Below are 14936 nucleotides of genomic sequence, written 5' to 3' on the forward strand. Positions count from 1 at the left end.
AGAACTCAACGGACGACCACGCCAAACCCTCGACTGGCACAATCCAGCCGAGGTACTCCACAAACACCTGGTTGCAACCGCCGCTTGAAACCGCCCCACGTGGATGCCCCGACTTTCGGGAAGCCGAGTCGATCACGGCCCGGTGGGCCGCCAGATGGGTCAGGCCGTGTCAGCTTTGTGGTGGTCCGTGGGTTTCTCGGCCGGCAGGTAAGGTCGCCGGAGCAGACCTGGGCCGGCCGACGCGGGCGGGCCGACCGGCTCCCGTTCGACGGTGGCCGCGATGTCCGCTGCGACGCCCGACTGCTCGGAGCGGGCCTGACCATTGGTGACGGCTGGTTCCGTCTCGGCGACGATGTCGCGGGGCACCACGCCCATCGGGGGACGGCCGTCGGAAGAACCCACGCCGGCAGACCCGAAGCCCGAGGACGCGACGCCGGCAGACCCGACATCGGCGGATCCGGTCTCCGCGAGCGAACCGGCATCGACGGACGGGTCCCACGGGGGAACGTCGACGAACGAAGCCTCGCCATTTGTCGCGCTCGGCATCGCATCCAGCCGCTCGACGTCATCGAGCCCATCGAACCGCTCGGCGTCATCGAGCCCGTCGAACCGCTCGCCACGGTCCAGCCCGTCGAGCCCATCGCGCTGCTCGCGGCGCTCGGTACGGGCGGGACGCTCGGCACGGTCGAGCCGCTCGGTGGCGGTCGCGGGCCGGCCGTTGCCGCGCCGCGGGGAGGGCGTCGGTCGGGCCGACAGCAGTCGGGGCGGCACGGCTTCCGGAGCGGTCACCGGTGCCAGACCGGCGACCACTGTGTTGACGATCTCGGCCGCGTACGAGCCGTCCGGGTCGTAGTCGGGGTCGAAGACGGTCAGCTCCACACCGAGGCAGTGCGGGGTGTCGACCAGACCGGCGAGCAGGATCTCCAGCTCGGCGAAGGCGATTCCACCCGGGTCGGGGGCGTCCACGGCGGGCATCACCGCCGGGTCGAGCACGTCCACGTCGATGTGCACCCAGTAGCCCGCGCAGTCGGCGAGTTGCTCGTGCGCCCACTGGGCCGTCCGGGCGGCGCCTTCGGCACGCAGCGCCGGCACCGGTCGGGTGGTGATCCCGGCGGCCTGGAGGTCGAGCCGGTATTCGTCCTGAGCGCGGATGCCGAGCACCACCACGTCGATGTCGCGGAAGTAGGGCCGGCGGCCCTCCAACGCGGCCAGGTCGGCCTGCCCTCGCCCGGTGACCAGGGCCAGGTCCTCACCTGCGGCCGCGCCGACGTAGGAGGCGTTGCCGGGGTGCCGGAAGTCGGAGTGCCCGTCGACGAAGACCAGCCCGATCCGCCCGCCGACGGCCTCGCCGAGGCGGTGCATGGCCAGGGCCGAGCCGAGGAGCACGGAACAGTCGCCGCCCAGCACCACCGGGAACTCGCCCCGGTCGATGATCGAGCCGATGCGTTCGGCGAGGGCCAACGAGTAGTCGGCGATCTCCCGGGCGTGGCACACCCCGTCGCCGGGCCGCCAGTCCCCCGGGTCGTACCGGGCGGGGGTGACGCAACCGGCGTCGCGGGCGCGGAGCCGGGCCAGCAGGTCGTGGTCGCGCAGCGCCCCGGGCGCCTTGGCGCAACCCGGGACCGACGTGGGCGTCGGCGGCCGTAGACCGAGATTTGTCGGCGCGTCGAGGACGGCGATCCGGCGCATCGTGAGCTCCCGTCCTCGGTGGTCGGGCGGGCCGGCCGGAACGCCGGCCCGCGCTGGCGTGCTACGAACTCAGAACAGGGCGCTGGCCAGAGCCCGACGGGCCGAGGCGACCGCCGGATCGTCCGGGCCGGCAATGGAGAAGAGCGAGACCAGGTGCTGGCGAACCGTCTCCCGGTCCTCACCGGCGGTGCGCCGGACGAGACCGACGAGCCGCGCGTACGCCTGCTCGGCCAGGCCGCTGAGCACCTCGATGTCGGCGGCCAGCAGCTGGGCGGCGACGTCGTCAGGGGCGCTCTCGGCGGCGGCCAGCGCTGTGGACGGGTCGGCGCCGGCCACCCGGCGGGCCACCCCGACCTGGGCCAGCCCCGCCGTGGCCGCGGCATCCGCCGGGGCGTCGGCGAGGATCTTCCGGTACGCCTGCTCGGCGGCGTCCAGATCGCCGCTCATGAGCGCGTCGTCCGCCTCGTCGAGGCGGGGGTCCTCCGGCTCGGCGACAGTCACGCCGCCGGCCTTGAGCACGGCCTGGAGCCACTGCCGCAGCTGCGCCTCGGGCACCACTCCGGAGAAGGCGTCGACCGGCTGGCCGCCGACGACCGCGTAGACCATGGGGATGCCCTGCACCCGGAACATCTGGGCGATTCGGGGATTTTCCTGCACGTCGACCCGGGCCAGCACCCAGGTGCCGCCGCCCTCGGCGTTCAGCCGCTCCAGGACCGGGGCGAACTCGTCGCTCTCCGGGAAGCCGGCCGCGCCGAAGAACACGACGACGGGCGTGGCCATCGAGCGTTCGAGCACGTCGGACTGGATGGTCGCCTCGGTGACGTCCACGATGGCGGTGTCACCGCCGGCGGTGGGCGCGCCGGGGGCGCCGTTGGACGGGCCGCCCTGAGGGGGCGTGCCGGGGCGGGTACTTGCTGGTGCGGGGCCACGCAGCGTGCTGAGGTCGACCGCGCCGCGGGTGAAGATCGACGAGGTGATCCGTGGGTCGCTCATGGTTACCTAGTCTCGCACGTGAGCCCCCGATCTCAGCTCACCCGCAACCCCGACGTTGCAACTCTCACGCCCCGCCCACACCCCCCGCGATCTTGCATATTCTGTCGCCGGTACGCCGCATTCATGCCTTATGTCGGCGCAGAAACCGCAAGATCGACGGGGGTGGGGGTGCGGGCAGGGGGTCAGAAGCGGGCTGGCTCCCGGTAGGTGCCCCACTCGGCGCGCAGAGCGTCGCAGATCTCGCCCAGGGTCGCCTCGGCGCGGACCGCGTCGAGCATGGCGGGGATCATGTTCTCGTCGGTACGACTCGCCTCGATCATCCGGGTCACCGCCGCGCGGACCGCCGACTCGTCCCGCGCGCCCTTGCGCTCGGCGAGCACCCGGCGCTGCTCCAGCTCCACCTCGTGCGAGATGCGCAGGATCTCCAGCTCCTTGGCGGCGGTGCCGGTGTGGCAGTTGACCCCGACGATCTTCTTGTCGCCCTTCTCGAGGGCCTGCTGGTAGACGAAGGCCGACTCGGCGATGTGCCCGGTGAACCAGCCGTCCTCGATACCGCGCAGGATGCCCGAGGTCATCGGGCCGATCTGGTGTGGCCCCTCCCCGCCGAGCTGCCTGATCCGGGCGAAGATCTCCTCTGCCTCGGCCTCGATCTTGTCGGTCAGCGCCTCGACGTACCAGGAGCCGCCGAGCGGGTCGGCCACGTTGACCACACCGGTCTCCTCCATCAACACCTGCTGGGTACGCAGGGCGATCTCGGCCGACTCGTCGGTGGGCAGCGCCAGGGTCTCGTCCAGCGCGTTGGTGTGCAGCGAGTTGGTGCCGCCGAGCACCGCCGCGAGAGCCTCGACGGCGGTGCGTACGACGTTGTTGACCGGCTGCTGCGCGGTCAGCGACACCCCGGCGGTCTGCGTGTGGAACCGCAGCCACAGGGCCTTCTCGCTGGTCGCGCCGTAGACGTCGCGCAGCCAGCGGGCCCAGATTCGGCGGGCGGCACGGAACTTGGCGATCTCCTCGAAGAAGTCGAGGTGCGAGTCGAAGAAGAAGCTCAGGCCCGGCGCGAAGACGTTCACGTCCATCCCACGAGAGAGACCCAGCTCGACGTAGCCGAAGCCGTCCGCCAGGGTGTACGCCAGCTCCTGCGCCGCGGTCGAGCCGGCCTCACGGATGTGGTAGCCGGAGACCGACAGCGGCTTGTAGCGCGGGATCTCCCGGGCGCAGTACTCCATCAGGTCGCCGATCAGGCGCAGGTGCGGCTCCGGGTCGAAGAGCCACTCCTTCTGCGCGATGTACTCCTTGAAGATGTCCGTCTGCAGGGTGCCGTCCAGCTTGGACAGGTCGGCGCCCTGCCGCTCGGCGGCGACCAGATACATGCAGAACACCGGCACCGCCGGGCCGGAGATGGTCATCGAGGTGGTGACGCCGGCCAGGTCGATGCCGTCGAAGAGCGCCTGCATGTCGGTGGCGGTGTCGATGGCCACGCCGCAGTGGCCGACCTCGCCGAGCGCCTGCGGGTCGTCCGAGTCGCGACCCATCAGCGTCGGCATGTCGAACGCCACCGAGAGCCCGCCGCCGCCGGCGCCAAGGATCATCTTGTAGCGCTCGTTGGTCTGCTGGGCGTTGCCGAAGCCGGCGAACTGCCGGATCGTCCAGGTCCGCCCGCGGTAGCCGGTCGGATACAAACCCCGGGTGTACGGATACTCGCCCGGCCAGCCGATCCGTTCGAAGCCCGGATAGGTGGCGCCCTCCGGCGGCCCGTACACCGGCTCCACCGTCATGCCGGAGAGTGTGGTGAAGTCCGCGTCCCGCTTGCGCGCGGCGTCGTACCGGGCCTGCCAGCGCGCCCGTCCGGCGTCGATCTCGTCGGCGTCCATGAGCAGGGCTCCTCCTCGGGTCCTCGACTGCACGTCGAGTGTAAGGCCCCCACCTGAACGATCGCTAAGTCAGGCCGTACCCACGGGTAACCTGAGCTGGCCGTCGTCGGCCCCTCAGACCGCTGCCGCGCCCGGCTGGTTCAGCTCGATGTCGTCCACCGTGACGTTGACCTGGGTGACCGTCAGGCCGTAATTCTCCACCGCCCCGATCACCGCGGCCCGCACCGCCTCGGTCAAGTCGGCCACCACGTGCCCGGCGTCGATCACCAGGACCACGTTGATGACGGCCGCGCTGCCCTTCACGTCGGCCGAGACGCCTCGGCGAGCATCGCCCACAGTGTCCAGGCCGACCTTGTCCAGCACGCTGTTGAAGAACCGTGCCACGTCACCGCCGAGATCGGCGACACCGGGCACCGCGCGAGCGGCCGCACCGGCGATCTTCTCCACGACCTCGTCGGAAACCGACGTGACACCCCGGGCCGCACCCGCGGCGGGCTGCACTGCGCCGGCGTTCTCCACCGCGTCCGTCATGATCACATCTCCCCTGGTCCCGGTGCACCGTGGATCGACCGGCTCGTCGGCCCGCTTCGCGGAAGCCTCACTTGCGGCCACGCGCGGCGAGCCTACTAAAACCAGAGCGACCTTCGCTTGCGGGCGTGAGGCGCGCTGCGCCGGCCGCACCAGCGACGACGTCCGTCCCCATCGGACGGTTCAGGCCCGCTTCGTCCAGGTGGGCGCGCCGGTCGGCGGAACGCCAGGTCAGCGGGCGAGCTGGGCGAGCAACTCGTCAGCCGCCGTGTACGGGTCGGTGGCGCCCTCGGCAACCTTGGTGGCGAACGTGCTCAGCTCCGTACCGTCGCGCAGTGAGCCGATCCGGGCGCGCAGGGTGCCGAGCGCGATCGCCTCGATCTCGGCGGCGGCCCGCGCCTCCTGGCGGCGGCGCAGCTCGCCGTGCTCGACCAGCCAGCCCCGGTGCTTGTCGATGGCGGCGGCGATGTCGTCGATGCCCTCGCCGCGCGCGGCGACCGACCGGACCACCTGGGGCCGCCACTGCCCCGGCCCGCGCTCACCGAGCGCGATCATGCCCTGGATGTCACGGACGGTGGCGTCGACGCCGTCGCGGTCCGCCTTGTTGACCACGAACACGTCGGCGATCTCCAGGATGCCGGCCTTGACCGCCTGGATCGCGTCGCCCATCCCGGGCGCGAGCAGCACCAGCGTCGTGTCGGCGAGCGAGGCGACCTCCACCTCGGCCTGCCCGACGCCGACCGTCTCCACCAGCACCACGTCGCAGCCGGCGCCCTCCAGCACCCGGACCGCCTGCGGCGTCGCCGCGGCCAGCCCGCCGAGGTGCCCCCGGCTGGACATCGACCGGATGTAGACGCCTGGATCGGTGGCGTGGTCCTGCATCCGCACCCGGTCACCGAGGATCGCTCCGCCAGTGAACGGGCTGGACGGGTCGACCGCCAGCACGCCCACCCGGTGCCCGCGCGCCCGCAGCGCGCGGACCAGCTCGTTCGTCGTGGTCGACTTGCCCACCCCGGGTGAACCGGTCAGCCCGACCACCTGGGCCTGCCCCGCGTACGGCGCCAGCGCCGCCGCGATCGCCGGCAACAGCGCGTCACCGTTCTCCACCAACGTGATCAGGCGGGCCACCGCGCGGGGGTCGCCCGCGCGGGCCCGCTCGACCAGCAGCGGTACGTCCCGGCTGCGGCGCACCGACGTGGTGCCCGCTGCCGGGACGTGCTCGGCCTCGCTCACTGTGCCATCTTCGTTCGCGACTGCGGGGCTCGCAGAACCGGCTCACTCCTCGCGCTCACTGCCATCTTCGTTCGCGACTGCGGGGCTCGCAGAACCGGCTCACTCCTCGCGCTCACTGCCATCTCTGTTCGCGACTGCGGGGCTCGCAGAACCGGCTCACTCCTCGCGCTCACTGGCTGGCCGCGGCCTTGCCCGGCACGTGGATGATCAGCGCGTCGCCCTGGCCACCGCCGCCGCAGAGCGCGGCCGCGCCGGTGCCACCGCCGCGCCGCTTCAGCTCCAGGGCGAGGGTGAGGACGAGGCGCGCGCCGGACATGCCGATCGGGTGACCCAGCGCGATCGCGCCGCCGTTGACGTTGACCTTGTCCGGGCTGATCCCGAGTTCCCGGCTGGACTGGACACCGACCTGCGCGAACGCCTCGTTGATCTCGATGAGGTCCAGGTCCGCAACGCTCAGGCCGCCCTTCTTCAGGGCGTGGTTGATCGCGTTGGACGGCTGCGAGTGCAGGGAGTTGTCCGGGCCCGCCACATTGCCGTGCGCGCCGATCTCGGCCAGCCAGGTCAGCCCCAGCTCCTTCGCCTTGGCCTTGCTCATCACGAGCACCGCGGCGGCGCCGTCGGAGATCGGCGACGAACTGCCGGCGGTGATGGTGCCGTCCTTGGCGAAGGCGGGGCGCAGCTTGGCCAGCGACTCGACAGTGGTGTCCGGGCGGATGCCCTCGTCCTCGGTGATCACCAGTGGGTCACCCTTGCGCTGCGGAATGACCACCGGGGCGATCTCGTCGGCGAAGTGGCCGTTCTTCTGCGCGGCGGCGGCCCGCTGGTGGCTGGCGGCGGCGAAGGCGTCCTGCTCCGTGCGGGAGATGCCGTGCCTGGCACCGAGCCGCTCGGTCGACTCGCCCATCGAGCAGCAGTCCCAGGCGTCGCTGAGCCCGTCGTGCGCCATGTGGTCCTTGACCACCACGTCGCCGTACTTGTAGCCGGTGCGCTGGCCCATCAGCAGGTGCGGGGCGTTGGTCATCGACTCCATGCCGCCGGCCACCACGATGTCGAACTCGCCGGCGCGGATCAGCTGGTCGGCCAGGGCGATCGCGTCCAGGCCGGAGAGGCAGACCTTGTTGATGGTCAGCGCCGGCACGGACATCGGCACGCCGGCCTCGACCGCCGCCTGCCGAGCCGGGATCTGACCGGTGCCGGCCTGCAACACCTGCCCCATGATCACGTACTGGACCTGGTCCGGGCTGACGCCGGCACGTTCCAGCGCCGCCTTGATGGCGATCCCGCCGAGCTTCGTGGCCGGGAGGTCCTTGAGGTTGCCCAGCAGCCGGCCCATCGGGGTCCGCGCGCCGCTGACGATCACCGAAGCCATGCCTGCCTCCGAGGGGGTGCCGAGCTGTACGCCTTAACGATTGTTCGGTCAGACTAGCGCCATGGCAGAGAACTCCCCCGTCGAGCCCGGTGCGGACTACGTCACAGACATCGGACTTCGCAAGATTGACCACGTCGGGATCGCCGTGGCCGACCTGGACGCCGCTATCGACTTCTACCAGCGGACGTTCGGGATGCGCTGCGTACACGTGGAGACCAACACCGAGCAGGGCGTTCGGGAGGCGATGCTGGCCGTCGGGCCGACCACCGAGGGTGGCTGCGTGCAGCTGCTCGCCCCGCTCACCCCGGAGTCGACGATCGCGAAGTTCCTGGACCGCAACGGGCCGGGTGTGCAGCAGGTCGCGTACACCGTGGTGGACATCGACGCGGCCTGCGCGGCGCTACGCGAGCGCGGCATGCGCCTGCTCTACGACGCTCCGAGGCGTGGCACCGCGGACAGCCGGATCAACTTCGTCCACCCCAAGGACGCCGGCGGCGTCCTCATCGAACTGGTCCAACCCGCCCCCACCCCGCACTAACCCCCCACCCTGCCCCCTGCCTCCTGCCCCTGCCCCACCCCCTGGTTGATCAAGAGGTTTGCGTCAGCCTGCGCCTCGCGGGTGACCGAAAGCTCTTGATCAACGGGGGTGGCGGCGGGTGCGCGCACGTCAGTGCGCGGTTGGCGGCGTGGTTGGACACCTTCACGCATCGGCGGATGCAGTTTTTCACAGAGGACTTCCCGGCCTAGCTACCGTTCAGTAACGTCCGGCTCCACGGGAGCGCGACCGGTGCCGGATGTGTCGAATGCCGACATGGCGGTCGTGCCCACCGGCGCCGACGATGGCAGCACCCGGGCCCGTGCGGGTGCGGATGAACCGGAGGTCACCGTGCAGGACATCCTCGAAGCGATCATGGCGGCGGAGGAATCGAACGATCCGGACCGCGAACTCGCCGGCCTCGCCGGGCTGCCCGTACCGGAGAGCTACCGGGGCGTGGTGGTCCGCGCCGAGGAAGCCCGGATGTTCGACGGCATGGCCACCCGGGACAAGGACCCGCGCAAGGCGTTGCACGTGCAGGAGGTGCCGACGCCGGAGCTGGCGCCGGGCGAGGCGCTGGTCGCGGTGATGGCCAGCGCGATCAACTACAACACCGTGTGGACCAGCATCTTCGAGCCGGTGTCCACCTTCAGGTTCCTCCAGCGCTACGGCCGGGTCTCCGAGCTGACCCGTCGGCACGACCTGCCGTACCACGTGGTCGGCTCGGACGCGGCGGGCGTGGTGCTGCGCACCGGCCCCGGGGTGACCCGCTGGGCCCCCGGCGACGAGGTGGTCGCGCACTGCCTCTCCGTCGAGTTGGAGGACGCGGCCGGGCACGACGACACCATGCTCGACCCGCAGCAGCGGATCTGGGGCTTCGAGACCAACTTCGGCGGGCTGGCCGAGCTGGCGGTGGTCAAGGCCAACCAGCTGATGCCCAAGCCGCGGCACCTGAGCTGGGAGGAGGCGGCCAGTCCCGGGCTGGTCAACTCCACCGCGTACCGACAGCTCGTCTCACACCACGGCGCCAACATGAAGCAGGGCGACGTGGTGCTGATCTGGGGCGCGTCCGGCGGCCTCGGCGGGTACGCCACCCAGATGGCACTCAACGGCGGCGCGATCCCGGTCTGCGTGGTGTCCTCACCGGAGAAGGCCGAGCTGTGCCGCCGGATGGGCGCGGAACTGGTCATCGACCGGGCCGCGGAGGGCTTCCGCTTCTGGAAGGACGAGGAGACCCAGGACCCGGACGAGTGGCGGCGCCTCGGCGAACGGATCCGCGAGCTGACCGGTGGCGAGGACCCGGACATCGTGTTCGAGCACCCGGGTCGGGAGACCTTCGGCGCCAGCGTCTACGTGGCCCGGCGCGGTGGGACCATCGTCACCTGCGCCTCCACGAGCGGCTTCCTGCACCAGTACGACAACCGCTACCTGTGGATGCACCTCAAGCGGATCGTCGGCAGCCACTTCGCCAACTACCACGAGGCGTGGCAGGCCAACCGGCTCGTCGCGCTCGGCAAGGTGCACCCGACGGTGTCCCGCACCTACCCGCTGGAGCAGACCGGCCAGGCCGCGTACGAGGTGCACCGCAACGCCCACCAGGGCAAGGTCGGCGTGCGCTGCCTCGCACCCACCGACGGGCTGGGCGTACGCGACGGAGAGTTGCGGGCTCGGCACGAGGACGCGATCAACCGGTTCCGGGGCCACTGACCGGCACCGCCGGTTGCCGGGTCCCGGCCGGACGGTGGAACGCCGGTTGACCATTGCGCTGATCGCTCATTGTTCTTTCGCCCCCATTAGCGGATAAGCCACCCGGATCGAACAAAGGGCCTCGGGGCAACCCCGGGGCCCTTTTCCGCGTCACGCTGCGTGGCGTCCGACCCGCCGGGACCTGCCAAGATCGCCGATTGGTCCGACCTCGCCGATCGTGGGAGTTGACCATGTAAAGAGGGCACGAAAGCTTCGCACCGCTCTTGCGAAGCACCCTGGGGCGTCTGCCAGTATGTCCCAATGCCCCAGCAGCAGTCCTCCCCTCTCGCGTTCTTCGATAACGCGAACTCGCAGCCAGATTTCACCGTTGGCCTGCGCGGCTACAACACCCATCAGGTCGACGACTTCCTCGGCCGGATGACCGCCGCGCTGACCCAGTCCGAGCAGGCCCGTGCCGAGGCCGAGCAGCGGATGAACGACGCCCAGCGTCGGCTCCGCCAGGCCGAGCAGCGCATGAGTGCGCTGGAGCAGAAGCTCACCGACACGAACAAGCAGCTCGAAGAGAACAGCCGGCCCACCCTCTCGGGGCTCGGCACCCGCGTTGAGCAGATCCTCCGGCTCGCCGAGGAGCAGGCCAACGACCACCGCAACGAGGCCAAGCGCGAGTCGGAGGGCATCCTCTCCGCCGCCCGCCTCGAGGCCCGCGAGATCACCGACAAGGCGCGTGCCGAGGCCGCCGCCATGAAGGCGAGCGCCGAGCGCGAGGCGGGCAACCTGCGCACCGCCGCCGAGCGCGAGGCCGCCGAGGTCCGGGTGCAGGCCCGCCGCGAGGCCGACACGCTGCGCGCCGACGCCGACCGGGAGACCAAGCAGCTGCGCACTGTCACCGCGCACGAGGTGGCCGAGCTGAAGTCGACCGTCGAGCGGGAGGTCGCCACCCTTCGTGCCACCGCCGAGCGGGAGATCACCCAGCACCGGTCGAAGGCCGCCCGCGAGGCTGAGGAGAAGCGCGCCGAGGCGACCAAGCTGCTCACCGATGCGCGGGACAAGCGCGACAAGGACCTGCAGGCTCTGGAGCTTCAGCTGGCCGAGCGGCGGGAGAAGTCCGAGCGCGAGGAGTCCGAGCGGCACGCCGCCCAGGTCGCGCAGACCCAGAAGATGGTCAGCGAGGCCGAGCAGCGTGCCCGGGCCGCCCAGGAGCGGGCCAAGGAGATCGAGCAGCGCGCCGAGGCCCGCCGGGTCGAGTCCGAGCGCAGCGCCGCCGAGACTGTCGACAAGGCCAAGGCGCACTCGGAGAAGACCCTCCACGAGGCGAAGGCCGAGTCGCAGCGTCTGCTCACCGAGGCTCGCACCGAGGCGGAGCTGACCACGCAGGCCGCCCGCCGCGAGGTCGACGACCTCACCCGGCAGAAGGACGCTGTCACCTCGCAGCTGGGTCAGATGCTCTCCGGGCTCGCCGGCATCGTTCCGGGAATGCCGGCGCAGGCCGCTCCGGCTGCCAAGCCGGAAGCCAAGAAGAACGAGGGCGGTCAGGAGCGGGTGCCCGCGGAGACCGCCGGCTGACGCGAGGCGTCAGGTCGGGGCATCGACGGCGCGAGGTGACACCGGGTAACCGGTGCCACCTCGCGCCGTATGCGTTTCCTAACCTCTGGTATTCGCTGACCGCAACGGAGTGAAGTAGCTCCCACAAGGGCCGTCCGTATCGCCCCAGCAGGGCCCGATGCGTGTGAGGATGGGGGCATGTCGCACGGCGAGGAACTGTTCGCTCTCGGCGGGGACGTGACGACGGAGCCCAGCTTCGAGTCCGCTCTGCGGGGGTACGAGAAGAAACAGGTCGACCGATATGTCGCACGTGCTGAGCACGAGATCGCGACCCTCGCTTCCGAACGGGAACAGGCGTACACACAGATCCACAAGCTCGCCGGCCAGGTCGAGGTTCTCCAGCGCGACCTGACCCAGGTGCGCAAGCAGATGAACGTGGTCGACCGGGCGTCGTTCCGGCATCTCGGCCCGCGGGTCGAGTCGATCCTCACGCTCGCCGAGGAGCAGGCCGAGCAGATTCTCACCGATGCGAACGGGGAGATCGAGGCCCGCCGCGCCACGGCCGAGCACATCATTGAGGAGGCCCGCGAGCAGGCCGCGCGGGCTCTGAAGGACTTCGAGATCGCCCTCGCCGCCCGACGCGCGGAGGAGGAGCGGCACAGCGCCGCCCAGCGGGCCGAGGCGGACGCGACCCTGCGCTCGGCCAAGGACGAGTCGGCGCAGTTGCGCAAGGCAGCGCAGGACGCGCTGGCGAAGGCCCAGCAGGAGGCCACCCAGCTGCGGGATTCCGCCAAGGAGATCCACACCCGGGCCCAGCAGGAGGCCACCAAGCTGCGCGAGACGGCCCGCGAGACGCTGGCCAACGCCCGGCAGGAGGCCAGCGATCTGCGCGACGCCGCCAAGGAGGTGCACGCCAAGGCGCTCCAGGAGGCCAAGCGGCTCACCGACACGGCGACCGAGGCCGGTCGGGCCACCCACGCCAAGGCGCAGCAGGAGGCCAAGCAGATCATCGACGACGCGTCGATGGCCGGTCGGGCCACCCGCGCCAAGGCGCAGCAGGAGGCCGAGCGGCTGACGACGCAGGCCACCGAGTCGGCGAAGCGCAGCCGGGCCGAGACCGAGGCGTACGTGCAGCGGATGCGCACCGAGACCGAGGCGTACGTGCAGCACACCCGGGCGCAGACCCAGCAGGAGCTGGGCGCGTGGCGGGCCGGGGTGGAGCAGGAGGTCAACTCCCGTCGGGAGGCGGCCGACCGGGAGTTGGCGCAGCGACGGTCCGCGGCCGAGCAGGAGTTCGCCAAGCGCCGCGACGATCTGGACAAGCAGCACACGTCCCGCCAGCAGGAGCTGGAGACCGCGTTCACCAGCCGTCAGCAGGAGCAGGAGGCGGGTTTCACCACCCGTCGCGACGAGCTGGAGACCGAATACTCCGGTCGCAAGGACGAGCTGGAGACCGAGTACACGGCTCGCAAGAACGAGATCGAGCAGGGAGCGGCCGGCATCCTCCAGGCGGCCGAGCAGGACGCGGCGGCGCTACGTCAGCGGTCCGAGGCGGAGGCCGCCGAGCTGCTGAGCCGGGCCGAGACCGAGGCCGGCGACAAGCGCCGCAAGGCCGACGAGCACGTCGCGGCGTCCCGGCGGCAGTTCGAGGAGTACGCGGCCACCACGCAGCAGCACCTGGCCACGACCCAGCAGCACCTGGCGGCGACGCAGCAGGAGTCGGCGGCGGGCCGGCAGCAGTTGGCCCACGTGATGTTGGAGATCGCCCAGGCCCAGCAGCAACTGGCGGATCTGCGGCAGGAGACCTGGAAGGCCCGGCAGGAGTCCGACGAACTCCAGCGTCAGATGTCCGAGCTGCGGTTGCAGAGCGTTGCCGGCCCGATCGACGGCCCGACCGCGCCGGCCGGCGAGGACGGGGCGAGCGGAGGCGTGCCCACTGGTGGGGACGACGGCGTGAGTGTTGCCGCCGGATCGGGTACGGGCACCGGGTTGAAGACGGAGCCCGCCGCGGTGAACGCGGGCGCGGAGGAGTCCGGGCAGTCCACGACGCGGCCGGTGGCCGAGCCGGTGACCACTGTGGATGGTGGCACGGCGAGCGCCGGGGTGGACGGGGAGCCGACAGTGGCCGCCGTTCCGGGCGAGGGTGGCCGGGGCGCCAAGCCCACCAAGATCACTAGCACCGGTGAGAACGGCAAGCGACCCACCAAGCCGACCACCGACGAGCGCAGCGCCAAACCCAGCAAGGTCACCATCGAGAAAGAGTGACGGCCTTCCGCCCGTCGAAGCTTCGAGATCTTGGACACTTTCCGTCAGCGGCTGACGGAAAGTGTCCAAGATTCATTTCTGCGCCGGGCGGCGCAGGGTCGGGGTTGGGGTCCAGCCGGCTGCGATGAGGGCACGGCGGATCGTCTCGGCGACCTCGTCCGGGCGGGCGCGGACCAGCCAGGCCGGAAAGCGCAGGATCCGGTCGCCGCTGGTCCAGACGTCGTTCTGCCGACGCATGTCGGCCGCCCACTGCTTGGCGTCCATGTGGTGTGCGCCGTCGATCTCCACCTGCACCCGCCATTCCCGCCAGTACGCGTCCAGCCAGCGGTTCCGGCCGGCCGCGTCGACCCGGTGTTCCTGAAGGTCGGGGGCGGGCAGCCGGTGCCGGCGGCACAACCGCAGAAAGTCGATCTCGGAGAGCGCCTGCGCGCCGCCAGCGATGTCGCTGATGGTCTGCCCGATCAGCCGCCGACGGGGAGCCCGAGGGAGAACGTCGAGCACCGCCTGCAACTCCTCGGGTAGCACCCGGCGTTGCTGGCAACCGGCGGCCAACACCGACTGCGCCTCGTCCACGCCGGTCGCCCAGCCGGCCGCGTCCACCAGGGCCCGCGCCGTCGTGGTACGCGGTGGGCGGGCACGTTGGAGATGGGCCTCGGGCAGGACCGTCGTGCGGTGGACCAGGACGGCGGGCATGTCGATCGGAAGTCGACGCAGGCTGGTCCGCGCGGCACGGCGTGCTGCCGGCACCAGCACGTGCAGCGGCTCGCGTCGCAGTCCCCGTACCCCGGCTTCGGCGGCGGCGGACACCCCTGCCAGCACCGCCCCCGGCCCGGCCGCCAGCACCGCCACCCAGAGCTGTTGGTCGCGGGTGAGTCGGCCGTTGCCGGCCAGCAGGATCCCGCGACAGATCGACCGCCACCGACCGGAGCGGATCCGGCCCCGCACCGCCCCGTCGCTCAGCAACCCGGCGACCTGCGCGGTCGTCAGCACGCCCGCCTGCTCGAAGGCGAGCCAGTCGAGTGCGTCGGCGTCATCGGCGGGCAGCATCCGAACAGCTTTCGCCGTTACGCGCCGCCTCACCACCAGATCTTGGACAGTTTCCGTCAGGCCGGCGGGCTCAACCGGTGGTTGCAACACCCAGGAGCTGGGTCATCTTCTCACCTGGGGTGGCCCAGCCCAGGGTCATTCGGGGGCGGTCGTTGAG

General features: G+C 71.2%; 10 protein-coding genes and 1 pseudogene. 4 read left to right on the top strand and 7 right to left on the bottom strand.

The window, feature by feature from the left end; all coding sequences use genetic code 11:
• Positions 1–723: 723 nt before the first annotated feature.
• The 6 genes and pseudogenes from ABZS40_RS35140 to ABZS40_RS35165 form a co-directional block, all read right to left on the bottom strand.
• A pseudogene (locus ABZS40_RS35140) lies at positions 724–1689 on the bottom strand (arginase family protein); the annotation flags it as partial.
• A 69-nt stretch (positions 1690–1758) separates the two neighbouring features.
• Positions 1759–2682: a tetratricopeptide repeat protein gene (locus ABZS40_RS35145; protein WP_354948863.1), complete on the bottom strand. Its 924-nt coding sequence runs from the start codon at positions 2680–2682 to the stop codon at positions 1759–1761.
• Positions 2683–2864: 182 nt separating this feature from the next.
• Positions 2865–4553 carry a methylmalonyl-CoA mutase family protein gene (locus ABZS40_RS35150; RefSeq protein ID WP_354948865.1) on the bottom strand — a complete coding sequence of 563 codons (1689 nt, stop codon included), beginning with the start codon at positions 4551–4553 and terminating at the stop codon, positions 2865–2867.
• Positions 4554–4667: 114 nt separating this feature from the next.
• The gene (locus ABZS40_RS35155) at positions 4668–5084 is read right to left on the bottom strand and encodes an Asp23/Gls24 family envelope stress response protein (protein WP_354948867.1); all 417 of its coding nucleotides are present in this window, start codon (positions 5082–5084) and stop codon (positions 4668–4670) included.
• Between the two features lie 228 nt (positions 5085–5312).
• Complete coding sequence (gene meaB, locus ABZS40_RS35160) at positions 5313–6314, bottom strand: methylmalonyl Co-A mutase-associated GTPase MeaB (protein ID WP_354948868.1); 1002 nt, start codon at positions 6312–6314, stop codon at positions 5313–5315.
• A gap of 169 nt (positions 6315–6483) precedes the next feature.
• On the bottom strand, positions 6484–7683 hold the full coding sequence (locus tag ABZS40_RS35165; RefSeq protein WP_354948870.1) for an acetyl-CoA C-acetyltransferase: 1200 nt from the start codon (positions 7681–7683) through the stop codon (positions 6484–6486).
• A gap of 61 nt (positions 7684–7744) precedes the next feature.
• On the opposite strand from ABZS40_RS35165, the gene mce reads away from it, so the two are divergent.
• From mce to ABZS40_RS35185, 4 genes are all read left to right on the top strand, one after another.
• On the top strand, positions 7745–8221 hold the full coding sequence (mce, locus tag ABZS40_RS35170; RefSeq protein ID WP_354948872.1) for a methylmalonyl-CoA epimerase: 477 nt from the start codon (positions 7745–7747) through the stop codon (positions 8219–8221).
• Positions 8222–8569: 348 nt separating this feature from the next.
• Positions 8570–9925, top strand: coding sequence for a crotonyl-CoA carboxylase/reductase (ccrA, locus tag ABZS40_RS35175; protein WP_354948879.1), 1356 nt, complete (start codon positions 8570–8572; stop codon positions 9923–9925).
• A gap of 300 nt (positions 9926–10225) precedes the next feature.
• Positions 10226–11488, top strand: a complete 1263-nt coding sequence (locus ABZS40_RS35180; RefSeq protein ID WP_354948874.1) for a DivIVA domain-containing protein — start codon at positions 10226–10228, stop codon at positions 11486–11488.
• A 177-nt stretch (positions 11489–11665) separates the two neighbouring features.
• The gene (locus tag ABZS40_RS35185; RefSeq protein WP_354948876.1) at positions 11666–13732 is read left to right on the top strand and encodes a hypothetical protein; all 2067 of its coding nucleotides are present in this window, start codon (positions 11666–11668) and stop codon (positions 13730–13732) included.
• Between the two features lie 72 nt (positions 13733–13804).
• Here ABZS40_RS35185 and ABZS40_RS35190 read toward each other — a convergent pair whose 3' ends face one another.
• Positions 13805–14779, bottom strand: a complete 975-nt coding sequence (locus ABZS40_RS35190; RefSeq protein WP_354948877.1) for a DUF559 domain-containing protein — start codon at positions 14777–14779, stop codon at positions 13805–13807.
• Positions 14780–14936: the final 157 nt, after the last annotated feature.

Source organism: Micromonospora sp. NPDC005324 (assembly GCF_040607155.1).
Classification (GTDB): Bacteria; Actinomycetota; Actinomycetes; order Mycobacteriales; family Micromonosporaceae; genus Micromonospora; species Micromonospora trifolii.

What these genes read in the sequence shown, in the direction of transcription:
- ABZS40_RS35150 (WP_354948865.1), bottom strand. Translation starts at nt 4,553, where the DNA reads ATGGACGCCGACGAGATCGACGCCGGACGGGCGCGCTGGCAGGCCCGG.
- ABZS40_RS35155 (WP_354948867.1), bottom strand. Translation starts at nt 5,084, where the DNA reads ATGACGGACGCGGTGGAGAACGCCGGCGCAGTGCAGCCCGCCGCGGGT.
- ABZS40_RS35190 (WP_354948877.1), bottom strand. Translation starts at nt 14,779, where the DNA reads ATGCTGCCCGCCGATGACGCCGACGCACTCGACTGGCTCGCCTTCGAG.
- ABZS40_RS35185 (WP_354948876.1), top strand. Translation starts at nt 11,666, where the DNA reads ATGTCGCACGGCGAGGAACTGTTCGCTCTCGGCGGGGACGTGACGACG.
- ABZS40_RS35165 (WP_354948870.1), bottom strand. Translation starts at nt 7,683, where the DNA reads ATGGCTTCGGTGATCGTCAGCGGCGCGCGGACCCCGATGGGCCGGCTG.
- mce (WP_354948872.1), top strand. Translation starts at nt 7,745, where the DNA reads ATGGCAGAGAACTCCCCCGTCGAGCCCGGTGCGGACTACGTCACAGAC.
- ABZS40_RS35145 (WP_354948863.1), bottom strand. Translation starts at nt 2,682, where the DNA reads ATGAGCGACCCACGGATCACCTCGTCGATCTTCACCCGCGGCGCGGTC.
- ABZS40_RS35180 (WP_354948874.1), top strand. Translation starts at nt 10,226, where the DNA reads ATGCCCCAGCAGCAGTCCTCCCCTCTCGCGTTCTTCGATAACGCGAAC.